The organism is Amnibacterium soli, assembly GCF_039544415.1.
GTDB classification, from domain to species: domain Bacteria; phylum Actinomycetota; class Actinomycetes; order Actinomycetales; family Microbacteriaceae; genus Amnibacterium; species Amnibacterium soli.
Genome location: NZ_BAABLP010000009.1, coordinates 18,606 through 41,856 on the forward strand (window position 1 = coordinate 18,606; position 23,251 = coordinate 41,856).

Sequence of the window (23,251 nt, forward strand, 5' to 3'; positions counted from 1 at the left end):
CCGAATGACCGCCCTCGCAGCGCCTCCGAACTCCCCGCCGAAGCTGGCGGGGCGTGCGAGCGCCGAAGCGAACCGCCGCCGGATGACCCGCGTCGCCTACGGCCTGCTCGCGCCGACCATCATCGCGATGCTCGTCGTCGTCGCGTACCCGATCGTGCAGTCGATCATCCAGTCGTTCAACAGCGACGCGAGCGGCATCGACCCGAAGACCGGCCTGTTCCGGGCGGGCGGCTTCGTCGGGCTCCAGAACTACACGAACTGGCTGTTCCAGCAGTGCCAGGTCGGCGGCGTCACACAGGCGTGCCCCGCCGGCAGCCCGCAGGCCGGGTTCTACAACTCGGTCTTCGTCACCTTCTTCTTCACGATCGTCACGGTCGCGCTCGAGACGGTGTTCGGCGTCTGGATGGCCTTCATCATGAACCGGAACTTCCGCGGCCGCGGGATCCTCCGGGCCGCGGTCCTCGTCCCGTGGGCGATCCCGACGGCGGTCACGGCCAAGCTCTGGTACTTCATCTTCGACCCGAGCGGCGTCCTCAACACGGTGCTCAACGTGAACGTGCTGTGGCTCAGCGACCTCTGGGCGTCGCGCTTCGCGATCATCATCGCGGACACCTGGAAGACCACGCCGTTCATGGCGCTCCTCATCCTCGCGGGCCTGCAGCTGATCCCGGAGGAGACCTACGAGGCGGCGAAGATGGACGGCTCGAGCACCATCCAGACCTTCTTCCGCATCACGCTGCCGCTGCTGAAGCCGGCGCTCGTCGTCGCGATCCTGTTCCGCACGCTCGACGCGCTGCGCATGTACGACCTCCCGGCGATCCTCACGGGCGGCGGCGGCGGCGGCGGTCAGGGCACCCAGACCCTGTCGATCCTCGTCGTGAAGCAGATCCAGCAGAGCAACGACTCCGCCTCGGCGCTGTCGACGATCACCTTCCTCATCATCTTCGCCGTCGCCTTCATCTTCATCCGGGTGCTCGGCGCGAACCTCACGGGCAACGCGCCGAAGGCGCGCCGCGTGGCCAAGGAGGCCTGACCCATGACGACAGTCGCAGGACCCGCCGTCGAGGCGGCGGAACGGCCCGTCACCAACCAGTACTCGGCGAGCCGGGCGCGCGCCCGCCGGCGCAAGCAGGGGGCCGCGGCCGTCCGCACGGCCGTCCAGGCCGCGGTCATCGTGGTGTGGTGCCTGCTGCCCTTCTACTGGATGGTCGTCATCGGCCTCCGGGACTCGAGCTACACGTTCGACCCGAACCCGCTGCCGATCCACCTGACGTTCGCGAACTACGCGAGCGCCTTCGACACGGCGAACGGCAACTACCTGGGTCTCGCCCTGCTGAACAGCTTCTTCATCTGCACGGTGGTCACGATCATCGCCCTGCTGCTCGGCATCAGCGCGGCGTACTGCCTGGCACGGCTGAACTTCCCCGGCAAGGGCCTGATCATGGGCTTCATCCTGGGCGCCTCGATGTTCCCGGGCGTCGCCCTGCTCACCCCGCTGTTCGCGCTGTTCTCGCAGCTCGGCTGGTCCGGGCAGTACCAGGTGCTGATCATCCCCTACATCGCCGGCGCCCTGCCGCTGACGGTGTACACGCTGAACTCGTTCTTCCGCGAGATGCCGTGGGACCTCGAGGAGGCGGCCCGCATCGACGGCTGCACGCCCGCGCAGGCCTTCCGGATCGTGATCCTGCCGCTGGCGGCGCCCGCGGTCTTCACCACCGCGATCCTGGCGTTCATCGCGAGCTGGAACGAGTACCTGCTGGTGAGCGTGCTCGGCAACGACCAGATCCAGACGGTGACGCGGGCGATCGCGAACTTCACCGGCTCGATCCCCCACGTGCAGCCGTACACGACGATCATGGCGGCCGGCACGATCGTGACGATCCCGCTGATCATCCTGGTGCTGCTGTTCCAGCGCCGGATCGTGGCCGGCCTCACCGCGGGCGGGGTCAAGGGCTGATGGACGGCAGGAGGCGGCGGCGGAGCATCGAGACCTACGACCTGGGTCTGGGGTTCTTCGGGTTCTTCGCCGTCGCCTTCTTCGCCGTCAGCCTCTTCCTGCAGATCTCCGGGCGCGACCCCATCTGGGCGTCGCTGAGCGCGCTGTTCTCGTTCGCGGTGCTCGGAGCGATCTGGCTGTTCAAGCGTCGCTTCGTGCAGCGGTCGCGGGACGACGTCTGAGTCCACGCCCGTTCCACGACCCGCTGTCCTGCTGTCCTGCTGTCCTGCTGACCCGAGTCGAGTCGAGTCGAGGTGACCGTGCCGTCCATCCACGACGTCGCGAACGACTGCGGCGTGTCCACCGCCACGGTGTCGCGAGCGCTGCGCGGCCTGCCGAACGTGTCGCCCGGCACCCGCGAGCGGGTGCGCGAGTCGGCGGCCCGTCTCGGGTACGTGCCGTCGCCGTCCGCCTCCGGCCTGTCCGGGGGCCGGCACCACGCGGTCGCGATCGTCATCCCCTCCACGGCCCGCTGGTTCTACACCGCGGTGATCGAGGGCGTCGACGGCGTGCTGCGCCGCGAGGGGTACGACACCTTCCTGGTGATCCTGGCGGCCACCGCGGCGGGCCGGGAGCGCCTCTTCCACAACGCCCTGCTCCGCAAGCGGGCGGATGCCGTCATCGCGCTCGGCATCGACTTCACCGCCGAGGAGCGCGAGGAGCTGCGGAGCGTCGACATGCCCGCCGTGATCGTCGGCGGCCCGGTGCGCGGGGTGCGCAGCGTCGGCATCGACGACCTCGCCGCGGGCCGGGCGGCGATGGAGCACCTCCTCGCACTCGGCCATCGCCGGATCGGGCACCTCGGCGGCGAGAACGAGTACGGCATGGACCACAGCGTCGGCCAGGACCGCGCGCGGGCGTGGCGCGGGTCGCTCGAGCGCCACGGCATCGCACCCGCGCCGCAGTGGTACGCGGTGGGCTCGTTCCTCATGCCGCAGGCGAAGGCGGCGGCGACGGCCATGCTGCGCTCGGCGGATCCGCCGACCGCGATCTTCGCGGGGTCCGACGAGATGGCGTTCGGCGTCGTCCTGGCCGCGCTCGAGGCGGGCCTGCGGATCCCGCAGGACCTCTCGGTGATCGGCATCGACGACCACGACTGGAGCGAGTCCTTCGGGCTGACGACCATGCGGCAGGACCCGTTCGAGCAGGGCAGGATCGCGGCGCGGACGGTGCTCGACGGGCTGTCCGGCCGCGCGACCCCGATCCGCACGGTGAAGGCGGAGGTCCGCCTCGTCGAACGGCGCAGCACCGGCCCTGCACCCGGCGCGACCGGACCTGCGGCGCTCGCCCCTCCCCCGGCCGTCGTCGCGCACTGAGCCGCGCTCGGCGCGTGCACGGCCGCGGACGACGAAGGGCGCCGCCTCCTGGTCGGAGGCGACGCCCTTGCGCGTGGGAAGCGGTACTACTTGAGGGTCACCGTGGCGCCGGCGGCCTCGAGCTGCGCCTTGGCCTTGTCGGCGGTCTCCTTGTTCGCGCCCTCGAGCACGGGCTTCGGGGCGCCGTCGACCAGCGCCTTCGCCTCGCCGAGGCCGAGGGAGGTCAGCGCGCGGACCTCCTTGATGACCTGGATCTTCTTGTCGCCGACGGCGTCGAGGATGACGTCGAAGGAGTCCTTCTCCTCGACCTCCTCGGCGGGCGCCGCAGCGCCGGCGCCGGCACCCGCGACCGCGACGGGCGCGGCGGCGGTGACCTCGAAGACCTCTTCGAACTTCTTCACGAACTCGGAGAGCTCGATGAGGGAGAGCTCCTTGAAGCCCTCGATGAGCTCGTCGGTGGTGAGCTTGGCCATGGTGGCCTCCTTTGCGTTGGGGTGTTCGGTGATGCGCAGGGCGGCCGTCAGGCCGCGACCTGCTCGTTCTTGTCGCGCAGCGCGTCGACCGTGCGAACGGCCTTCGACAGCGGCGCGTTGACCACGTACGCGGCCCTCGTGAGCGTGGCCTTCATGGCACCTGCCGCCTTGGCGAGCAGGACCTCACGGCTCTCGAGGTCGGCGAGACGGGTCACCTCGTCGGCGGAGAGCGGCGCTCCGTCGAAGTAGCCGCTCTTCACGACGAGGAGGGGGTTCGCCTTGCTGAAGTCGCGCAGCGCCTTCGCGACGGCGACGGTGTCGCCGTGCACGAACGCGATCGCGGACGGACCGGCGAGCTCGTCGTCGAACGACGAGATGCCGGCGTTGTTCGCCGCGATCTTGGTCAGCGTGTTCTTCACCACGGAGAACGTGGCGTGCTCACGGATGTCTGAGCGCAGCTGCTTGAGCTGCGCGACCGTGAGACCCCGGTACTCGGTCAGCAGTGCGGCGTTCGAGCTGCGGAAACCCTCCGTCAGCTCGGCGACCGTCGCGTCCTTCGTCGCCATGTCGTCTCCTTCCGTCTGTTCAGACCGAAGAACCCGTGGGGGCCAAACAAAAAGCCCCGGGCGCAGGAGGCCACGGGGCACGACGTGCGAGGCACGGCGGTCGATCCAGGACGCCTGCGCTGGTCGCCGGGCTGGGCCCGGGCCTTCGGTTCCTGCGGGCAGGAACGACCGGCGGTCTTCGGTTGGCGACCACTGTAGCGGATGCCGCGGCCGCTGCGGCGCAGCGGATGGCTAGCGTGGGCGCGTGCTGCGTCTCCGCGTCGACGACGTCTCCTTCGTGCTCGGGCAGGACGACCGCGGGCTGCCCGTCGTGCTGCACTTCGGCGCGGCCCTCGGCGAGGACGCCGCCGCCGAGCTGCAGGCGACCGCCGGCACCGCGACGATGCACAGCTCGTTCGACGTGCCGACGGGGCCGACCGTCGCGGCGAGCGGCGCCGACGGCTGGTCGGGCACGCCCGCCTTCGAGTGGCACGCCGCGGGCGTGGTCCCCGCGGCCCTCACCGCGTCGTCCGTGCAGGGCGCGGCGGACCGCGCCGAGGTGGTGCTCACCGAGCCGCGCACGGGCGGCCGCGTCGTCCTCGCCTACCGGCTGCACCCGAGCGGGGTGCTGGAGGCGAGGGCCGAGCTGCACAACGACGGCTCCGCGGTGCTCGACGTGACCGCGCTGCGGCTGCTGCTGCCGCTGCCCGACCGCGCGCGCGAGCTGCTCGACTTCACGGGCGCCTGGTCGGGCGAGCGGCGGCCGCAGCGCCACGACCTCGCCGACGGCACCTGGCTGCGCGCGGGCCGCAGGGGCCGCACCGGGCACGACGCGGCGACCCTGACCTCGGTGGGCACCTCGGGCTTCGCGCACCGCTCCGGCGAGGTGTGGTCGGCGCACCTGGGCTGGAGCGGGAACGGCGAGGTGCTCGTCGAGCGGCTGCCGGAGGGGGCGGGCCCGCTCGGGAGCCTGCTCGGCGCCGGCGAGCTGCTGGCGCCCGGCGAGGTCCGGCTGGCGCCCGGCGAGCACCACGCGACCCCCTCCGTCTTCTTCGCCTGGTCGGATCGCGGGCTCGACGGCGTCGCGAAGCGGCTGCACGCACTGGTCCGCTCCTTCCCGGCCCACCCCGCCTCCCCGCGCCCGCTGCTGCTGAACAGCTGGGAGGCGGTCTACTTCGACCACGACCTCGACCGGCTGCTCGGACTCGTCCGCGCCGCGGCGGACCTCGGCGTCGAGCGGTTCGTGCTCGACGACGGCTGGTTCCTCGGGCGCCGGTCCGACTCGTCGGGGCTCGGCGACTGGACGGTCGACCGCGCGGTGTGGCCGCAGGGGCTCGCGCCGCTGTCGGACGCTGTGCACGCGGCCGGCATGCAGTTCGGGCTGTGGTTCGAACCCGAGATGGTGAACCCGGACTCCGACCTGGCGCGGGCGCACCCGGAGTGGATCCTCGCCGACGCGGAGGGCGCCGGACGGCTGTGGCGGAACCAGCAGGTGCTGAACCTCGGCGAGGAGGCGTGCTTCGCGCACGTGCTCGGCGCGATCGACCGCGTGGTGGGCGAGGCCGGCGTCGACTTCATCAAGTGGGACCACAACCGCGACCTGCACGAGGCGGTCGACCGCGCGACCGGTCGCGCGGGCGTCCACCGTCAGACGTCGGCGTACTACCGGATGGTCGACGCGCTGCGGCAGCGGCACCCGGGTCTGGAGATCGAGTCCTGCGCCTCGGGCGGCGCCCGCGCCGACCTCGGCGTCGTGCAGCACGCCCAGCGGATCTGGACGTCGGACACGATCGACCCGCTGGAGCGGCAGATGATCCAGCGGGGGCTGGAGCTGCTGCTGCCGCTCGAGCTGATCGGCGCCCACGTCGGCGCCGCGCGGGCGCACACCACGGGTCGCACCACGTCGCTCCCATTCCGGCTCGCGACCGCGCTGTTCGGGCACAGCGGCATCGAGGCGGACGTCACGGCGCTGCCGGAGGAGGACCGGGCGGCGATCGCGGCGTGGGTCGCGCTCTACCGGGAGCAGCGGCCGCTGCTGCACTCGGGCGAGGTCGTGCACGCCGACGCGGTGCCCGACGGCGCCGCGCTCACGGGCGTCGTCGCCGCCGACCGCGGGCGCGCGCTGTTCCAGTGGGTGCAGCTGCGCACGGGGCGCTCCGGAGCCGACCCGCGCACGCCGTTCCCGGGCATCGACCCGGCGAAGCGGTACCGCGTGCGGTTCCGCGAGGAGATCGGCCGGGCGGCGCGGCGGGGCACCGCGGACCCGGTGTGGTGCCGCGAGCTCGCCGGCGGCGGCGAGGCGGTGCTGTCCGGCGAGGTGCTCGGCGGCCCCGGGGTGCCGCTCCCGGCGCTGCAGCCCGCGGAGGCGCTGCTCGTCGAGCTGCTCGCGGTGGAGTGAGCCAGGAGGGGCCGGGCGCGTCGTGCGCCCGGCCCCTCCTCGTGCTCCTTCGACGCCCCGTCCCTCGCTCGACGCCGCGCGCGGTGGATCAGGGACTGCGCATCGATCCGAGCCCAGGCGGCTCAGCGGCGGTCGGTGCGACCCGTCGCGCGGTCGTCGTCGGTCACGATCTCCTCGTGGCGGACGTCCTCCGTCACCTGCTGCTCGCCGGCGACGGCCTCCTTCTCGAGGCGCACGCGCTCGACCGGCACGGTCTCCTTCTGCACGACGGGGCGCTCCTCGGTGAGCACGATCTCGTGCTCCTCCTCGGACAGGTCCGGGCCGTCGAGGGCCGCGCCGCGGTTCCCGTCGGTGATCGGCTCGCGCTCGAGCCGGACCTCCTCGCGGGTGACGGGCACGGTCACCGTCTGGTTCTCGGTCACGACGTACTTGCGCAGGCGCGCGCGGCCGGCCTGCACCCGCTCGGTGCCGACGTGCAGCCGCTCCTCGGAGCGGGTCATGGCGTCGTCCGTGTTCCGGTCGGAGGTGTCGTGACCGACGCCGCGCTCCCCGCCGGTGCGGGTGCGGTCGGCGTCCGCGGCGAGGCCCGCACCGGCCGCGCCCGCGCCGAAGCCCGTCTCGCTGCCGGCGTCGACGGCGCCCTCGCCGCCGCCCGCCGCGGTGTAGCGGTCGCGGTCGGACGCGATCGGGTCGTCGACCACGCGGTCGTCGTCGGAACCGCGGTCGCGGTCCCGGTCGACGAGGTCGCGGTCGCGGTCGCCCCGCGACGAGCCGGATCCGGAACCGGAGGCGCCCATCCCGTAGTACTCGTAGAGGCGCTCCTGCTCCTCGGACGACAGCTCGCCGTCCGGGTCCACGCGCGGCGCGTCCTTCACGCGGTCCTTCGGGAACGCGAGGTGCAGCGCCGAGCGGTCCCACTCCGCTCCCTGCAGCGGGACCAGGGACTCGGACGTGCCGAACAGACCGGACTTCACGCTGACCCACACGGGCTGCTCGTCGTCCTGGTCGATGTAGATCTGCCCGACCTTGCCGATCCGGTCGTCGTCCGGACCGACCGCCTCGGCGCCGATGATGTCGTCGATGTCCTTCGTGGAGATCATGACTTCCTTCCCGCGCCGGCCGTCCGCGCAGCGCGGTCCCACGGTGGCGCGGCCACCTGGTCGTGCGGTCGGACCGGGCTCTCGACTGCGTGCGCGCTCGCGGTGAACACGCCCGTCACGAGGTGCGCGGTACCTGAGGACGGATGCCCCGCGCACCTGACCGTGCTCGCTACGCTCTCGTCCACCCGGCGGAAGGAGCCGTCGTGCCCGTCCGCTCCGCCGCGCCGCGCCGCTTCGGCCCGGCGACGACCGTGCTCGTCGGCTACGCCGCGGTCGTCGGCACCGGCTTCCTGCTGCTCGCGCTGCCGATCGCCAAGGCGGGTCCCGGCGGGGCGCACCCGCTCGACGCGCTGTTCACGTCGATCTCCGCGGTGAGTGTGACCGGGCTGGTCACCGTCGGCACGGCCGAGCACTGGAGCCTGTTCGGGCAGGTCGTGATCCTCGCCCTCGTCCAGACCGGCGGGCTCGGCATCATGACCCTCGCCTCGCTGATCGGCCTCGCCGTCGCGCGCAAGCTCTCCCTCGGCTCGAAGCTGTCCACCTCCGCGGAGACGCAGGGCGTGGGGCTCGCCGACGTGCGCCGCTTCATCGTCGGCGCGATCGCGGTCTCGCTGATCGTGGAGGCGGTCGGCGCGGTGGTCCTGGCGGTCTGGTTCGCCACCGCCGGCGGCTTCGCACCGCTGCGGGCCGCCTGGTACGGGGTCTTCCACTCGGTGTCCGCCTTCAACAACGCGGGCTTCACGATCCTGCCGCGCGGCCTCGTGCCCTTCGTCGGCGACCCGGTCGTCTGCCTCGTGCTGTCGGCGCTCGTGCTGATCGGCAGCCTCGGCTTCCCGGTGCTCGACGAGCTGCGGCGCTACCCGCGCACCCCGCTGCGCTGGAGCATGAACACCCGGCTCGTGCTCTGGGGCACGGTCGTGCTGACCGCGCTCGGCACCGTGTTCGTGACCGCGGTCGAGTGGGGGCGCGCGAGCACCTTCGGCCCCCTCGACTGGCCGACCAAGCTGCTCGCCGGCTTCTTCCAGGCCGCGCAGACCCGCAGCGGCGGCTTCTCGACGGTCGACGTCGGGCAGCTGGACGACGCGACCCTGATCGTGATGGACGTGCTGATGTTCATCGGCGGCGGCCCCGCCGGCACCGCGGGCGGCATCAAGATCACGACGTTCGGCGTGCTCTTCTTCATCCTCGTCGCGGAGATGCGGGGCCGCTCGGCCGTGAACGTGTTCGGCAAGCGCCTCTCCCGCGCCGTGCACCGGCAGGCGATCACCGTCTCCCTCGTCGCGGTCGGTGCGATCGTCGCCTCCACGGCCGTGCTCGCGCTGCTGTCCGACGAGCCCGTCGACCGGCTCGCCTTCGAGGCGGTCTCCGCGTTCGCCACGGCGGGCCTCTCGACCGGGATCACGCCCGACCTGCCGCCCGCCGCGCAGGCGCTGCTGCTGGTGCTGATGTTCGCGGGCCGGCTCGGCCCGATCCTGCTGGCGTCGGCGCTCGCGGTGCGCGTGCGCCCGCTGACGTACGAGTTCCCGAAGGAGAGGCCGATCATTGGGTGAGGCGACGGACGGAGGCCCGCTGTGGTGAGGCTGCGCGGGTTCGGCACGGGCGAGCACCTCGCGGCCGAGGCGGACTCGGTGGCGGTCATCGGGCTGGGGCGCTTCGGCTCGGCGCTGGCGCTCGAGCTGATGGCGTCCGACACCGACGTGCTCGGGGTCGACACGGACGAGGACCTCGTGCAGCGCATGAACGGCCGCCTCACGCACGTCGTGCGGGCGGACAGCACGCAGGAGGAGACGCTGCGCGAGCTGTCGCTGCCCGACTTCGAGCGGGTGGTCGTCGCGATCGGCACCGACCTCGAGGCGAGCATCCTGACGGCGTCGCTGCTGCTCGACTTCGGGGTGCCGAACATCTGGGCGAAGGCCGTCAGTGACGCGCACGGCGCGATCCTGCAGCGCCTCGGCGTGCACAACGTCGTCTACCCCGAGGCCGACATGGGCAAGCGGATCGCGCACCGGGTCCGCGGCAACCTGCAGGACTTCGTCGAGCTCGGCGACGACTTCGCCGCGGTCCGCACCCGCCCGCCGGCCGATCTCGTCGGCCGCACGGTCGCGGAGGCGGCCACTCGGGACAACCGCGGGGTCACCATCACCGCGATCAAGCGGCCGGACGGCGGTTGGCACCACTGCACGACGGACTCCGTGATCGGCGCCGACGACCTGCTGCTCGTGACCGGCCCGACCCGCAAGGCCGAGCGCTTCGCCTCCGGCCGATGACCGGCGCCAGGGGATGGAGGCGGGCGGTCAGCGGACCTCGGCGCAGACGCTGACCTGGGGCTCGCCCGCGACCTCGAAGTCCTCCACGAGGCGCAGGCCGTCGTCCGACGGCTCGATCCGCGACACGGCCGTGCCGGTCACCGGCGCACCGCCGGCGACGAGCGCGTGCGCGAAGGACACCTCGAGGCGCGCACCGTCACGGGTGCCGACGAAGCGGCCGGTCGTCACGGTGTCGCCGGTGTACTCGCCCCAGACGACCCCGTCCGCCTCCGAGTACCGGAACCGCGTGGGCGCCTCCGGATCGACCCGGCTGGCGGTCGAGCTGACCATGTCGAACACGCGGCCGTCGAGCGAGAGATCCACCCCGACATCCTGTCGGACGTCGAACGGCTCAGAGGCGCCGGCGGGGCCGGGGCCTCTGAGCCGTGGACGCGATCTCGAGGATCAGCTCGGGATGTAGTTGAACTGGTCGGGGTCGGGGCCCGTGCGCTCGTCGCGGTTCAGGGCGCTGATGTCGCTCATGTCGGCGTCGGAGAGCTCGAAGTCGAACAGCTCGAAGTTCGCCTGCACGCGCTCGCGGGTGACCGACTTCGGGAAGACGATGTCGTTCCGCTGGATGTGCCAGCGGAGCACGACCTGCGCCGGGGTGCGCTCGGTGCGGCGGGCGATGCGCTCGATCACCGCGTCGTCGAGGACCTTGCCCTGCGCGATCGGGGACCAGGCCTCGGTCGCGATCTGGTGCTCGGCGTCGAAGGCGCGCAGCGGGTCCTGCGTGAGGTACGGGTGCACCTCGATCTGGTTCACGGCGGGCCGCACGGTGGTCTCGGCGAAGAGCCGGTTCAGGTGGTGCTGCTGGAAGTTCGAGACGCCGATCGCGCGGACCTTGCCGCCCTCGTACATCTTCTCCATCGCCTTCCAGGTCTCGACGTAGTCGAGCACGCCGGGCAGCGGCCAGTGGACGAGGAACAGGTCGACGTAGTCGATGTCGAGCGTCTTCAGCGTCGTGTCGAACGCGGCGAGCGCCGCCTCGGGCTCGTGGAAGCCGTTGTTCAGCTTGCTCGTGACGAAGATCTCGCTGCGGTCGATGCCCGACTCGCGGACGGCCTGGCCGACGCCCTCCTCGTTGCCGTACATCTCGGCGGTGTCGATGTGGCGGTAGCCGATCTCCAGCGCGGTCAGCGTTGCGGCCTTCGTCTCCTCCGGCGGGATCTGGAAGACCCCGAAGCCGAGCTGGGGGATCTCCACACCGTTGTTGAGCGTGATGTTCGGGACGGACGTCGTCATGCTCCGAGGCTACGGCGGGTCGCCTGGACGCCGGAGGGACGAGGGCTGAACGTCCGCGTCAGGCGCGGGAGAGGTCCACCGTGACGGCCTCGTGGTCCGACAGCTCGTCGCCGGACACGACCACGCGGTCGATGCGGAACTCGTTCGGCACGAGGAAGTAGTCGTCGTTCTCCTTGGTGGAGGGGTGCGAGCGGTACTGCTCGACCGACGACGAGAGCGTGGCGTCACGCCAGATCCCCGCGTGCTGCTCGAGGTGGTCGACGTTGAAGTCGCCGCCGAGCACGCGGCGCTCCCCCTTCGCCCGCAGGATCTGCAGCGTCTCGCCGAGGTGCGCGAGCGCGAAGTCGTCGCGCACCGACAGGTGCACGTTCACGAGCGGCCAGATCCCGTCCTCCGCCTGCACGTCGGCGAGCTGGATGATCCTCTGGTGCGGGTCGCCGTCCTCCCGCCGCAGCGCGAGGGTCTGCGTCGTCGGCACCGGCCACTTCGACAGCAGCGCCAGCCCCTCCCGGTACACCGTGTGCACGCGGCCGCTCTGCAGCCGGGTCACCGACTCGTGGCGCACCGACATCCCGAGCTCGCGGTTCAGCAGCTCGACCGGGGAGAACGGGGACACCTCGGGGAGGAACACGACCTCCTGGAACAGGATGACGTCGGGGTCGAGGCTCCGCAGGTACTCGACGATCCGCGGCGAGCGCCCGTCCCAGTCGGCGAACCCCTGCAGGTTCAAGGTCGTGATGCGCATCCGATGATCCTGTCGGATGCTTCCTCCGTGCTCGGCCGGGTGCGCGGCGCTCAGTGCTCGGGCGGTGCGACCAGGTCGTCCCAGCCCGCCTGCGGCGCGTCGGCCCGCTCGCGGAACACGTACTGCGACGGCAGCTTCCGCTCCGAGCTGGACCAGTCGATCGCCGGTCGGCGCCGCTCCTCGGGCACGTAGCCGAGCCGGTACACCGCCATCAGCTCGAGCCCGTCGGGGACGCCCAGCAGGGAGACGATGCGGTCCCACTGCCCCGGCACCTCCATCGGGAACGACACGAACTGGATGCCCATGCCGAGCTCGACCGTGGTGAGCCAGACGTTCTCCATCGCTGCGCCCATGCTGAACAGGGAGTAGAAGGAGGAGAGCTCGCCCGGCCGGTACTCGCCGCGGTCGAGCATCACGCCGAGCAGCAGCGGCGACCCGGCGACGAGCTTGCGGTTCTCGCTGCCCAGCGTCTGCGGCACGTGCAGCGAGTTGATCAGCTTCTGCCCGCGCGGGGTGAAGGCCTGGGAGGTGAAGGGCCGCAGCGGCGCGGGCAGCTTGTCGAACAGCATGCCGTCGCGGCGCCGCGCCATCTCCGCCTTCGAGAAGCGGAAGTAGGGCTTGTACCGCTCGAAGAACGTGCCGTTGCTCATCGCGGTGGTCATGCTCGAGCCCGAGATGTCGGCGATCGCGTCGATCGTCTCCCGCGACTCGATCAGCACGAAGCGCCACGGCTGGCTGTTCAGCTGGCTCGGGGCGCGGCCGGCGACCTCCATCAGCAGCCGCTGGTGCTCCTGCGACACGGGGTCGGGCAGGAAGGCGCCGTTCGTCGTGCGGCGGCGCCGGATCGCGTCGAGCAGGTCCATCAGTCCGTCCCTCCATCGATGCCCGCCGGCACGAGCAGCGCGCCCGCGTACCAGGGCGCCGCGGCGATCCCCGTCAGCGCGTGGGCCTCGTGGCCGACCCGCGGCAGCAGCGCCAGCGGCAGCAGGGCGGGCGCGAGCACCCAGCCCCGCGGCGAGCTGCGGGCGAAGGCGCCGACGATCGCCGTGATCGTGAGCGTCGACGTCACGACGTAGAGCGCGTGGTGCGTCCAGCGGTGCCGGCTCGTGTCGACGAGCCGCAGCTGCACGGCGGTGCCGAGCGCCACGTTCGCCAGGTACGCGGACGCCGCGGCAGCGGCGAGGGCGCGTGGGGTGGGCACCCTCCCGATGATGCTCCTCCCCCGCTGTGCGCGCCGCACCCGGGTTCGCGGATCCGCAGATCCTTCGCGCATCCGCAGAAAGGGACCGACGCGCCGGGATCGCGCCCCCTCCGGCCCGCGTGTCGGCCGAGAACTGCGGATCCGCGAACGGTGCGAAACACGGGCGCAACGCGAGGTGGGGTGGGATGGGTCGATGGACCTGCCGACGCTCACCGAGGTGCGGCTGCCGACGACGCGGGTGGAGCTCGCGCTGTCCGACACCGTGATCCCCCTCGGCGGCGGCACCTGGCTGTTCTCGGAGCCGCAGGACCACCTCACCGGCCTCGTCGACCTCACGGCGCTCGGCTGGACGCCCTGGGAGCGGCGACCCGACGGCGGCCTGTCCGTCGCGGCGACGTGCACGATCGCGCAGCTCACCCGCATCCCGGCGGACCCCGGATGGCGCGCGCTGCCCCTCTTCCGGCAGTGCGCGGAGTCGCTGCTGCAGTCCTTCAAGGTCTGGAACACCGCCACCGTCGGCGGCAACATCGCGACCGCCCTCGCGGCGGGCGCGCTGATCGGCCTCGGCGGTGCGCTCGACGCGGAGCTCGTGATCTGGACGCCCGACGGCGGCGAGCGCCGGCAGCGCGTCGCGGACGCCGTGCTCGCTCAGCGGACCACGACCCTCGTGCCCTGCGAGGTGATCCGCTCGATCGAGTTCGACTCGGTCCCCCTCGCCGCCCGCACCGCCTTCCGGCGGATCGCGCTGTCCCCGCTCGGGCGCGCGGGCACCGTGCTCGCCGCGCGGCAGGACGCCGACGGCGCGTTCGTGCTCTGCGTCACCGGCGGCACCACGCGGCCGGAGGTCGTCCGCTTCCCCTCCCTCCCCTCCGCCGCCGAGCTCGCGACCGCCGTCGCGGCGATCCCCTCCTGGTTCACGGACGCCCACGGCGCGGCCGACTGGCGCGAGGCCGTGTCGCGGCTGCTCGCCGAGGAGATCCGGCAGGAGCTCGCCGGCGCGGAGGCGGCGCGATGAGGTTCGCGGTCAACGGCGAGCCGGTCGACGCCGAACCCTTCCCCGGCCAGTGCCTGCGCACCCTGCTGCGGGAGACGGGCCGCACCGAGGTGAAAAAGGGGTGCGACGCGGGCGACTGCGGCGCCTGCGGGGTGCTGCTCGACGGCGAGCCCGTGCACTCGTGCATCGTGCCCGCCCACCGGGCAGCCGGCCGAGAGGTCACCACGGTCGCGGGGCTCGGCACGCCCGAGCAGCTCTCCCCAGTGCAGCAGCGCTTCGTCGACGCCGCCGGCTTCCAGTGCGGCTTCTGCACCGCGGGCATGGTCGTCACCGCCTCCACGGAGGAGGTGCGCACCGCCGACGAGGCGGACCTGCCGCGCCTGTTCAAGGGCAACCTCTGCCGCTGCACCGGCTACCGCAGCATCCACGACGCGCTCGCGGGCCGGAGCACGACGGAGGAGCGCGGCGTCGCCGGCGGCATCGGCCGTGCCGTCCGCGCCCCCGCGGCGGAGCGCATCGTGACGGGCCGCGAGCCGTTCACGCTCGACCTGGCGACGACGGCGCTGACCCACATCGCGGTGCTGAAGAGCCCGCACCCCTCCGCGCGGATCCGGTCGATCGACGCCGCCGCGGCCCTCGCGATGGAGGGGGTGCTCGCGGTCCTGACGCACGAGGACGCCCCGGACGTGCTGTTCTCGACCGGCCGCCACCAGAACCGGCTGGAGGACCCGGACGACACGCTCGTGCTCGACCCGGTGATCCGGTTCGCGGGGCAGCGCGTCGCCGCCGTCGTCGCCGAGACGATCGGCCTCGCCGAGGCGGCCTGCCGGGCGATCGCCGTCGACTACGAGGTGCTGCCCGCGGTGTTCGACCCGGAGGAGGCGCGCAGCGCGGGCGCTCCCCTGGTCCACGGGGAGAAGGACCCCCTCGCGACCCGGATCAGCGAGCCCGGCCGCAACGTCGTCGCGCAGAAGCACGGCGAGCTCGGCGACGTCGACGCGGCGCTCGAGGCGGCCGACGTCGTCGTGTCGGGCACCTGGCGCACCGCGCGGGTGGCGCACGCGTCCCTCGAGACGCACGCGACGCGCGGGTGGCTCGACGCGGACGGGCGCCTCGTGCTGCGCACCAGCTCGCAGGTGCCGTACCTCGTGCACGCGGAGCTCTGCCGGCTGTTCGGGCTCGAGCCGGAGCGGCTGCGGGTGTTCACCGCGCGCGTCGGCGGCGGCTTCGGCGGCAAGCAGGAGCTGCTGACCGAGGACCTCGTGACGCTCGCCGTGCTGCGCACCGGGCGACCCGCGCAGTACGAGTTCACGCGCGAGGACGAGTTCACGATCGCGCCGCTGCGGCACCCGAAGCGCGTCGCCGTGACGCTCGGCGCGACGGCGGAGGGGGTGCTCACGGCGATGGACGTCGACGTGCTCGCCGACACCGGCGCCTATGGGAACCACGGCCCGGGCGTCATGTTCCACGGCAGCCACGAGTCGCTCGCGGTCTACCGGGCGCCGAACCGCCGCGTGCACACCGAGGCCGTCTACACGAACAACCCGCCCTCGGGCGCGTTCCGCGGCTACGGCCTCGGCCAGGTGATGTTCGCGCTCGAGTCCGCGATGGACGAGGTCGCCCGCCGCGTCGGCATCAGTCCCTTCGAGCTGCGGCGCCGCAACGCGATCGCGCCGGGCGACCCGATCGTCGTCACGGACCCGCACGAGGAGACCGACCTGCAGTACGGCGGCTACGGCCTGCCGGAGGCGCTCGACCTCGCGGAGGCGGCGCTCGAGGAGCCCGGCGAGCCCACGCCGCACGGGCCCGACTGGCGGCTCGGCTCCGGCATGGCGCTCGGCATGATCGCGACGATGCCGCCGCGCGGCCACTTCAGCGAGGTGCGCCTGCGCCTCGACCCGGACGGCGGCGCCTCCCTCGACGTCGGCACCGCCGAGTTCGGCAACGGCACGACCACGGTGCACGCGCAGATCGTCGCCGAGCTGCTCGCGATCGCGCCCGACCGGGTGCGCATCCGGCAGTCGGACACCGACGGCGCGAGGTACGACACCGGCGCCTTCGGGTCCGCGGGCACCGTCGTGGCGGGCAAGGCCGTGCACCTCGCGGCGCTCGCGCTGCGGGACCGGGTGCTGGCCGCGGCGGGCCCCGGCGCGTCGCTCGGCCCCGACGGCGTGCGCACCCCCTCCGGCGTGGCGCCCCTCGGCGCCTTCGCACCGCTGATGACGACCGGGACCGCGGACGGCACGCCCCGCGGGCTCGCGTTCAACGTGCACGGCTTCCGCGTCGCGGTCCACGTCGGCACCGGCGAGGTCCGCATCCTGAAGTCCGTGCAGGGCGTCGACGCGGGCACCGTGCTGAACCCCGAGCAGCTGCGCGGGCAGGTCGAGGGCGGCCCCGCGCAGGCGATCGGCTCCGCGCTGTACGAGGAGGTGACCGTCGTCGACGGCCACGTCACCACCCGCGTCCTCCGGAACTACCACGTGCCGCAGATGGCCGACGTGCCGCGGACGGAGGTGCGCTTCGCCGCGACGTACGACGACCTCGGGCCGTTCGGGGCGAAGTCGATGAGCGAGGCGCCCTACAACCCGGTCGCCCCCGCGCTGGCGAACGCGATCCGCGACGCCGTCGGGGTCCGCCCGCACGAGCTGCCGATGTCGCGCGACCGCGTCTGGCGCCTCCTCCACCGCTGAGCCCCGGCAGCGGAGGCCCGCGGCGATTTGTCGGCGGCGACAACGAACACCGCGCACAATGAGTCCCCTATGACCGACGTCCCCCGCCGCTTCGCGGCGCTGCGCAACCGCGAGTGCGCCGTCTACCTCGTCGGCGCGGCGCTGATGATGATGGCCGACAACATCGAGCACGTCATCACGTACTGGGTGCTGTGGCAGCGGTTCCACTCCCCGGCGCTCGCGGGGTTCGAGGTCATCAGCCACTGGCTGCCGTTCCTGCTGCTGTCGGTGCCGTTCGGGCAGCTCGCCGACCGCTACGACTGCCGCCGCATCATCCAGGTGGGCGCGGCGCTGTTCGCCCTCGTGTCGATCGCGTGGGGCGTGCTGTTCGCCACGGACACGCTCACCGTGTGGGCGGCCGGGCTGCTGCTCGTGCTGCACGGCACGGCCGGCGCGCTGTGGGGCCCCGCCGAGCAGCTGATGCTGCACGACTTCGTCAGCCCGGCCGAGCTGCCGAGCGCCGTGCGCCTCAACTCCACGTTCCGCAGCCTCGGCATCCTCGCCGGCCCGGTCGTCGGCGCCGCGCTGCTCGTGGGGCTCGGGCCGACCGCGGGCATCCTCGTCAACGCGGTCTTCTACGTGCCGCTCGTGGTGTTCCTGTTCCGCACCCGCTTCACCGGGCACGTGCGGGACGCCGGAGCGCCGCGGCCGGCGGCCGGGTTCCGGGAGGCGTTCCGCACCCTCCGCCTGATCCGCACCGACCGCACGCTCGTGTCGATGCTCGTCCTGGCCGGGCTCGGCTCGTTCTTCATCGGCGCCTCCCTGCAGACGACGATGCCCGCCTTCGCCGACCGGTTCGGCAGCGGCGACGGCATCGCCTACAGCGCGCTGCTGTTCGCCGTCGGGGCGGGCGGCGTGGTCGGCGGCGTCCTGCTGGAGGCGACGCGGCGCATCCCCACGACCGTCGGCGCCGCGGTCGTGAGCACCCTCGCCTACGGCGCCGCGATCCTCGGCTTCGCGATGACCGGCTGGTACTGGCTCGCGCTGCCGCTGCTGTTCGTCGGCGGCATGGCGAACCTGGCGTCGATGTCGATCTCGCAGACCGTGGTGCAGCTGCTCGCCCCTCCCGGCGAGCGCGGCCGCGTCGTGGGCCTCTACGGCATGGCGGCGAACGGGCTGCGGATGGGCAGCGGCCTCACCGTCGGCTTCTTCGGCCAGCTCGTGGGCGTCGCCCCGGCCCTCGCCTGGAGCGCCGCCGCGCTGCTCGTCGGCACGGCGATCGCCGGCGCGGTCGCCGCCCGCGGCCGCCCTCCCGGGATCGCCCGCGCCTGATCCTTCGTTCCGGGGGCGTTCCACGTCTCCGAAACGAAGGGTCAGAGGTCGACGGTGCCCGCGACGACCGTCCGGGTGGCGCCGGCGATCCAGATGCGGCCGTCCTCCTCGGTGACGCGGACCAGGCCGTCGGCGCCGACGCGGGCGCCCTGCCGGACCGTGTACGACCCGGCGGCGCGGCCGGAGGCGAGGAACCAGCTCGCGATGCCGGCGTTGAGGCTGCCCGTCACCGGATCCTCCGCCACCCCGAGCGCTGGCACGAAGGCCCGCACCTCGTAGTCCGCCGGGCCGCCCGGCGCGTGCGGTCCGACGACGCCGGTGTCCACGCTCATGGCCGTCAGGTCGGGCTCGAGCGCGAGCACCGCGTCCGCGTCCTGCAGCACCGCGAGGATCCAGCCCGGGCCGTTGTCGACCCACTCCACCGCGAGCAGCTCGGCGGGGTCGACGCCGAGGCCGCGCGCGACCGCCGCGCGCTCCGCCTCCGAGGCGGCGCCGGAGCGGATCAGCGGCGGAGCAGCGAGCGCCCAGCCGTCGTCGGTGCGCCGCACGTCGACCAGGCCGACGCCGCACTGCTGCACGAGCCGGTCCGCGGTCGAGCCGGTGTGCTCGGCCCAGGCGTGCGCGGAGCCGAGCGTCGGGTGCCCGGCGAACGGCAGCTCCGCCGCCGGCGTGAAGATCCGCAGGCGGTAGTCGGCGCCGGGGTCGGTCGGCGGCAGCACGAACGTCGTCTCCGACAGGTTCGTCCACCGCGCGAAGGCGCGCATCGCGTCGTCGTCGAGACCGTCGGCGTCGAGCGCCACGGCCACCGGGTTCCCCTTGAGGGGGGAACCCGGGAAGACGTCGACCTGCCGGAACGGCAGCCGGGTCACGGGACCAGTGCGCGGAACCGCTGCTGGACCGCCTGCGGCCCGTACGGGTACACCTCGGTGCGGGGCGTGCTCACCTCGGTCAGGCGGGCGAGCGCGTCCGCGCCCAGGTCGAGGTCGACCGCGGCGATGTTCTGCTGCAGCTGCTCGACCGTGCGCGCGCCGAGGATCGTGCTCGTGACGCCGGGCTGCGCGTCGACCCAGGCCAGGGCGACCGCCGCGGAGGTGGTGCCGGCCGCGTCGGCGACCTCCTTCACCGCGTCGATGACGGCCCAGGTGTGGTCGTCCTCGCTGCGGGGACCCCACGCCTCCATGCCGCGCTCCGGGTTCTCACCCAGTCGCGTCGCGCCGGTGGGCGCGGTGCCGCGGGTGTACTTGCCGGACAGCCAGCCGCCGGCGAGCGGCGACCAGGGCAGCAGGCCGATCGCCTGGTCCAGCGCGGCCGGCACGATCTCGTGCTCGATGCCGCGGACCAGCAGGCTGTACTGCGGCTGCAGGGTCACGGGGGCGGCCCAGCCGTGCACCTTCGCGATCCAGGCCGCCTTCGTCAGCTGGTAGCCGAGGTAGTTGGAGAAGCCGTACGACTTGATCTTCCCGGCGCGCACCGCGTCGTCGAGGAAGCGCAGCGTCTCCTCGATCGGGGTGAGGGCGTCCCAGGCGTGGATCTGGTACAGGTCCACGGAGTCGACGCCGAGGCGCGCGAGGCTCGAGTCGAGCGCGTCCGTCAGGTGGCGGCGGGAGGCGCCGTAGTCGTTCGCGCCGGGCCCCATCGGGAAGCGGCCCTTGGTCGCGATCACCAGCTGCTGGGCGTCGGTCGGGTGCGACGCGAGCCAGCGCCCGATGATCTGCTCCGAGACGCCCTTCGTGTAGACGTCGGCCGTGTCGAGGAAGTTGCCCCCGGCCGCCACGTACGCCTCGATGATCTCGCCCGAGGCGTCCTCGTCCGCCTCCGCACCGAACGTCATCGTCCCCAGCGCCTGCACCGACACCACCGTGCCGGTATTGCCCATCGTCCTGTACCGCATGGGCCGAGTCTCCACGCCCGTGCTGGACGCCCCCTTTCATCGATACGGAGATCCTGTCTCCGGATCTCCGTATCGATGAAAGGGCTCAGAGGGCGCGGGCGCCGTCCGACGGCACGACGGTGAACGGCACGGGCTCGCGCCAGCCGCGGTCCGAGAACGCCTGCAGCACGTCCGCGGCGAGCGCCTCCGCCTCGTCGGCGGGGAGGAGGGCGATCGCGCACCCGCCGAACCCGCCCCCGGTCATCCGGGCGCCGAGCGCGCCGGCCGCCTGCGCGGCCTCCACGACCGCGTCGAGCTCGGGCACGCTGATCTCGAAGTCGTCGCGCATGGAGACGTGGCTCGCGTCCATCAGCTCGCCGAAGCGCACCAGGTCGCCGGACTCGAGCGCCTGCACGCTCTCGAGCACGCGGGCGTCCTCGGTCACGACGTGCTGCACGCGGCGGTAGGTGGTGTCGTCGAGCAGCTGCCGCGCGCGCGGCAGGTCGTCGACCGACAGGTCGCGCAGCGCGGGCACGCCCATCGCGGCCGCGCCCCGCTCGCACGCCTCACGCCGGTCGCGGTAGCCGCCGGTCGCGTGCTGGTGCTCGACCCTCGTGTCGACGACGAGCAGCACGAGGCCCGCCGCGTCGAAGCCGAGCGGCACCTGCCGCACCTCGAGGCTGCGGCAGTCGAGGAACACCGCGGCGTCCTGCTGGCCGAACACGCTCGCGGACTGGTCCATGATGCCGGTCGGGGCACCGACCGCGACGTTCTCGGCGCGCTGTCCGATCCGGGCGAGCTCGGTGCGGTCGAGCCCGAGGCCCCAGACGTCGTTCAGCGCGACGGCGACGGCCATCTCGATGGCGGCGGAGGAGGAGAGCCCGGCCCCGACCGGCACGTCGGAGTCGACGGCGAGGTCGAAGCCGCGCTGCTGCGCCGACGGGTGCCGCTCGCCGATCGCCCACGCGACGCCGAGCGGGTAGGCGGACCAGCCGGAGAACTCGTTCGCCGCGACGGCGGCGAGGTCCGACTCGACGAGCGCCTCGTCGAACGTGGAGATCAGGCGGATGCGGTCGTCGTCGCGCGGGACCAGCGCGATGGTCGTCGCGCGGTCGATCGCGAACGGCAGCACGAAGCCGTCGTTGTAGTCGGTGTGCTCGCCGATCAGGTTCACGCGCCCGGGAGCGCGCCAGAACCCGGCGGGCTCCGCATCGAAGGCGCGGCGGAAGAGCGCGGCGACGGTCCCGGTGCCAGCGGTCACAGCGGACGCTCCGCGTCGGCGGTGGCGAGCGCGACCCGCAGGCGCTCCGCGGTCTGCTCGGGCACGAGGTCGCCGATCCAGGCGCCCATCGCGGCCTCGCTGCCCGCCAGGAACTTCAGGCGGTCGGGTCCGCGGCGCGGGGAGGTGATCTGCAGGTTGAGCCGCACCCGGTCGCGATGCGTGTGCACCGGAGCCTGGTGCCAGGCCGAGATGTACGGGGTCGGGGTGTCGTAGAGCGCGTCGACGGCGCGCAGCAGCCGGAGGTAGACGCGCGACAGCTCGTCCTTCTCCGCGTCCGTCAGCTCGGTGAAGTCGGCGACGTGGCGGTGCGGCAGCAGGTGCAGCTCGACCGGCCACCGCGCCGCGAACGGCACGAACGCGGTGAAGGACCCGCTCTCGAGCACGACGCGCTCCCCGCCGCGCTCGAACTCGAGCAGGTCCGCGAACAGGTCGCCGTCGTACCGGTCGACGGTGTCCAGCAGGCGCTGAGTGCGCGGGGTGACGTAGGGGTACGCGTAGATCTGGCCGTGCGGGTGGTGCAGCGTGACGCCGATCGCCTCGCCGCGGTTCTCGAACGGGAACACCTGCTCGACGCCCGGCATCGCGGACAGCGCGGCCGTGCGGTGGGTCCACGCCTCCACGACCGTGCGCACGCGGTTCGGCGTCAGGTCGGCGAGCGAGCCGGCGGTGCGCGGGTCGAAGCAGACGACCTCGGTGCGGCCGACGGAGGTGCGGGTGCGGCCGACCGCCAGGCGGGCGAGGTCCTCGAGCCCCTCCGGTGCGTCCTCCGCGTCCCCGAGGGCCGGACCGAACGAGGGCGACCGGTTCTCGAACACCGCGACGTCGTACCGGGACGGCACCTCGGACGGGTTCGTCTCGCTCTGCGGCGACAGCGGGTCGAACTCGGCGGGCGGCAGGAACGCGCGGTTCTGGCGCGCGGAGGCGATCGACACCCAGTCCCCGGTCAGCAGGTCGAGCCGCATCGTCGCCGTCGGCGGACGCGGGTCGAGGTGCCGGGGATCCGCGGACCGCTCCGGCGGCAGGGCGGATCCCGCGTCGTCGAAGTAGATGAGCTCTCGGCCGTCCGCCAGTCGCGTCGGCCGGATCGCGATGTCCGACATGGTGCCTCTCCGGCCCCCGGGTCGGAGGCCCCGAAGAGCGTAGCGGCGCGGGTCAGGCGGCGCCGAGCCGGGCGCGGAGCCCCGATCGCACCGCGGGCCACTCCTCCCGCAGGATCGAGAAGACGACGGTGTCGCGCAGGGTGCCGTCGCGCCAGATCGAGTGGTTGCGGAGCACGCCGTCCTGCTTCGCGCCGAGGGCCGCGATGGCCCGGCGCGACTGCCGGTTGTGCCAGTGGGTGCGGAACTCCACCGCGATGCAGTCGAGCTCGTCGAACGCCCGGGCGAGCTGCAGCAGCTTCGCCTCCGGGTTCACCTCCGTCCCCTGCGCGGACGCCGCGAGCCAGGTGGAGCCGATCTCGAGGCGCCGGTTGGGCTCGTCGATGTTCATGTAGGTGGTCATGCCGACCGGGGTGCCGTCGGGCAGGCAGGTCGCCCAGGGCACCATCCGCCCGGCCGCGTGCTCGGCGAGGCGACGGTCGATCTCCGCCGGGACGCCGTCGGGCGTCGGCACGGTCGTCGTCCACTTGCGCCACCCCTCCCCGTCCGCGGAGGCGGCGGCGAGACCGGGCGCGTGCCGCGGGTCGAGGGGTTCGAGTCGCACGTGGTCGCCGACGAGCAGCGCGGGTTCGAGGATCGGGCCGGTCACGTCCCCATCGAACCGCATCGGTGCGACGCGGTG

General features: G+C 73.1%; 23 protein-coding genes. 10 read left to right on the forward strand and 13 right to left on the reverse strand.

Annotated features, from left to right (window positions below):
• Positions 1–4 precede the first annotated feature (4 nt).
• From ABEA53_RS15635 to ABEA53_RS15650, 4 genes are all read left to right on the forward strand, one after another.
• Entirely contained in the window at positions 5–1,033 is a 1,029-nt protein-coding gene (locus ABEA53_RS15635) for a carbohydrate ABC transporter permease (protein WP_425550643.1), read from the forward strand.
• A 3-nt stretch (positions 1,034–1,036) separates the two neighbouring features.
• A complete protein-coding gene (locus ABEA53_RS15640; RefSeq protein ID WP_345482248.1) occupies positions 1,037–1,957 on the forward strand; it encodes a carbohydrate ABC transporter permease in 921 nt (306 codons plus the stop codon).
• Positions 1,957–2,178, forward strand: coding sequence for a hypothetical protein (locus tag ABEA53_RS15645; protein ID WP_345482249.1), 222 nt, complete (start codon positions 1,957–1,959; stop codon positions 2,176–2,178). The genes ABEA53_RS15640 and ABEA53_RS15645 overlap by 1 nt, the downstream gene beginning before the upstream one ends.
• Positions 2,179–2,250: 72 nt before the next feature.
• Positions 2,251–3,312: a LacI family DNA-binding transcriptional regulator gene (locus ABEA53_RS15650; RefSeq protein WP_345482250.1), complete on the forward strand. Its 1,062-nt coding sequence runs from the start codon at positions 2,251–2,253 to the stop codon at positions 3,310–3,312.
• A gap of 86 nt (positions 3,313–3,398) precedes the next feature.
• Here the strand turns inward: ABEA53_RS15650 and rplL are convergent, their stop codons facing one another.
• Both rplL and rplJ read right to left on the reverse strand, forming a co-directional pair.
• On the reverse strand, positions 3,399–3,785 hold the full coding sequence (gene rplL, locus ABEA53_RS15655; RefSeq protein ID WP_345482251.1) for a 50S ribosomal protein L7/L12: 387 nt from the start codon (positions 3,783–3,785) through the stop codon (positions 3,399–3,401).
• Positions 3,786–3,832: 47 nt separating this feature from the next.
• Positions 3,833–4,351 carry a 50S ribosomal protein L10 gene (gene rplJ, locus ABEA53_RS15660; protein ID WP_345482252.1) on the reverse strand — a complete coding sequence of 173 codons (519 nt, stop codon included), beginning with the start codon at positions 4,349–4,351 and terminating at the stop codon, positions 3,833–3,835.
• A 244-nt stretch (positions 4,352–4,595) separates the two neighbouring features.
• Here rplJ and ABEA53_RS15665 point away from each other — a divergent pair, with 244 nt between their 5' ends.
• Positions 4,596–6,728, forward strand: coding sequence for an alpha-galactosidase (locus ABEA53_RS15665; RefSeq protein ID WP_345482253.1), 2,133 nt, complete (start codon positions 4,596–4,598; stop codon positions 6,726–6,728).
• 122 nt (positions 6,729–6,850) lie between these two features.
• Here ABEA53_RS15665 and ABEA53_RS15670 read toward each other — a convergent pair whose 3' ends face one another.
• Entirely contained in the window at positions 6,851–7,828 is a 978-nt protein-coding gene (locus ABEA53_RS15670; protein WP_345482254.1) for a DUF2382 domain-containing protein, read from the reverse strand.
• A 203-nt stretch (positions 7,829–8,031) separates the two neighbouring features.
• Between ABEA53_RS15670 and ABEA53_RS15675 the strand changes: the two genes are divergently transcribed.
• Positions 8,032–9,378 carry a TrkH family potassium uptake protein gene (locus ABEA53_RS15675; RefSeq protein ID WP_345482255.1) on the forward strand — a complete coding sequence of 449 codons (1,347 nt, stop codon included), beginning with the start codon at positions 8,032–8,034 and terminating at the stop codon, positions 9,376–9,378.
• A 21-nt stretch (positions 9,379–9,399) separates the two neighbouring features.
• Complete coding sequence (locus ABEA53_RS15680) at positions 9,400–10,095, forward strand: potassium channel family protein (RefSeq protein ID WP_345482256.1); 696 nt, start codon at positions 9,400–9,402, stop codon at positions 10,093–10,095.
• A 27-nt stretch (positions 10,096–10,122) separates the two neighbouring features.
• Here the strand turns inward: ABEA53_RS15680 and ABEA53_RS15685 are convergent, their stop codons facing one another.
• From ABEA53_RS15685 to ABEA53_RS15705, 5 genes are all read right to left on the reverse strand, one after another.
• Positions 10,123–10,458 carry an avidin-fold protein gene (locus tag ABEA53_RS15685; RefSeq protein WP_345482257.1) on the reverse strand — a complete coding sequence of 112 codons (336 nt, stop codon included), beginning with the start codon at positions 10,456–10,458 and terminating at the stop codon, positions 10,123–10,125.
• An 81-nt stretch (positions 10,459–10,539) separates the two neighbouring features.
• Positions 10,540–11,379, reverse strand: a complete 840-nt coding sequence (locus tag ABEA53_RS15690; protein ID WP_345482258.1) for an aldo/keto reductase — start codon at positions 11,377–11,379, stop codon at positions 10,540–10,542.
• Positions 11,380–11,437: 58 nt separating this feature from the next.
• Positions 11,438–12,124 (reverse strand): endonuclease/exonuclease/phosphatase family protein, encoded by a 687-nt coding sequence (locus ABEA53_RS15695; RefSeq protein ID WP_345482259.1) that lies wholly within the window; start codon positions 12,122–12,124, stop codon positions 11,438–11,440.
• 50 nt (positions 12,125–12,174) lie between these two features.
• On the reverse strand, positions 12,175–12,987 hold the full coding sequence (locus ABEA53_RS15700; RefSeq protein WP_345482260.1) for a nitroreductase family protein: 813 nt from the start codon (positions 12,985–12,987) through the stop codon (positions 12,175–12,177).
• A complete protein-coding gene (locus tag ABEA53_RS15705) occupies positions 12,987–13,325 on the reverse strand; it encodes a hypothetical protein (protein ID WP_345482261.1) in 339 nt (112 codons plus the stop codon). The genes ABEA53_RS15700 and ABEA53_RS15705 overlap by 1 nt, the downstream gene beginning before the upstream one ends.
• A gap of 193 nt (positions 13,326–13,518) precedes the next feature.
• On the opposite strand from ABEA53_RS15705, the gene ABEA53_RS15710 reads away from it, so the two are divergent.
• The 3 genes from ABEA53_RS15710 to ABEA53_RS15720 all read left to right on the forward strand — a co-directional run bounded on the left by ABEA53_RS15710 (position 13,519) and on the right by ABEA53_RS15720 (position 18,320).
• A complete protein-coding gene (locus ABEA53_RS15710; RefSeq protein ID WP_345482262.1) occupies positions 13,519–14,340 on the forward strand; it encodes an FAD binding domain-containing protein in 822 nt (273 codons plus the stop codon).
• Positions 14,337–17,009 (forward strand): molybdopterin-dependent oxidoreductase, encoded by a 2,673-nt coding sequence (locus tag ABEA53_RS15715; RefSeq protein ID WP_345482263.1) that lies wholly within the window; start codon positions 14,337–14,339, stop codon positions 17,007–17,009. Before ABEA53_RS15710 ends, ABEA53_RS15715 begins: the two co-directional genes overlap by 4 nt.
• A gap of 69 nt (positions 17,010–17,078) precedes the next feature.
• Positions 17,079–18,320 (forward strand): MFS transporter, encoded by a 1,242-nt coding sequence (locus ABEA53_RS15720; RefSeq protein WP_345482264.1) that lies wholly within the window; start codon positions 17,079–17,081, stop codon positions 18,318–18,320.
• A 41-nt stretch (positions 18,321–18,361) separates the two neighbouring features.
• On the opposite strand, the gene ABEA53_RS15725 is transcribed toward ABEA53_RS15720, so the two are convergent.
• From ABEA53_RS15725 to ABEA53_RS15745, 5 genes are all read right to left on the reverse strand, one after another.
• Entirely contained in the window at positions 18,362–19,189 is an 828-nt protein-coding gene (locus tag ABEA53_RS15725) for a PhzF family phenazine biosynthesis protein (protein ID WP_345482265.1), read from the reverse strand.
• Entirely contained in the window at positions 19,186–20,211 is a 1,026-nt protein-coding gene (locus ABEA53_RS15730) for an aldo/keto reductase (protein WP_345482266.1), read from the reverse strand. The genes ABEA53_RS15725 and ABEA53_RS15730 overlap by 4 nt, the downstream gene beginning before the upstream one ends.
• Positions 20,212–20,296: 85 nt before the next feature.
• Complete coding sequence (gene galK / locus ABEA53_RS15735; RefSeq protein ID WP_345482267.1) at positions 20,297–21,451, reverse strand: galactokinase; 1,155 nt, start codon at positions 21,449–21,451, stop codon at positions 20,297–20,299.
• Positions 21,448–22,572 carry a galactose-1-phosphate uridylyltransferase gene (gene galT / locus ABEA53_RS15740; protein ID WP_345482268.1) on the reverse strand — a complete coding sequence of 375 codons (1,125 nt, stop codon included), beginning with the start codon at positions 22,570–22,572 and terminating at the stop codon, positions 21,448–21,450. The genes galK and galT overlap by 4 nt, the downstream gene beginning before the upstream one ends.
• Positions 22,573–22,624: 52 nt before the next feature.
• Complete coding sequence (locus tag ABEA53_RS15745; RefSeq protein WP_345482269.1) at positions 22,625–23,218, reverse strand: GNAT family N-acetyltransferase; 594 nt, start codon at positions 23,216–23,218, stop codon at positions 22,625–22,627.
• Positions 23,219–23,251 lie beyond the last annotated feature (33 nt).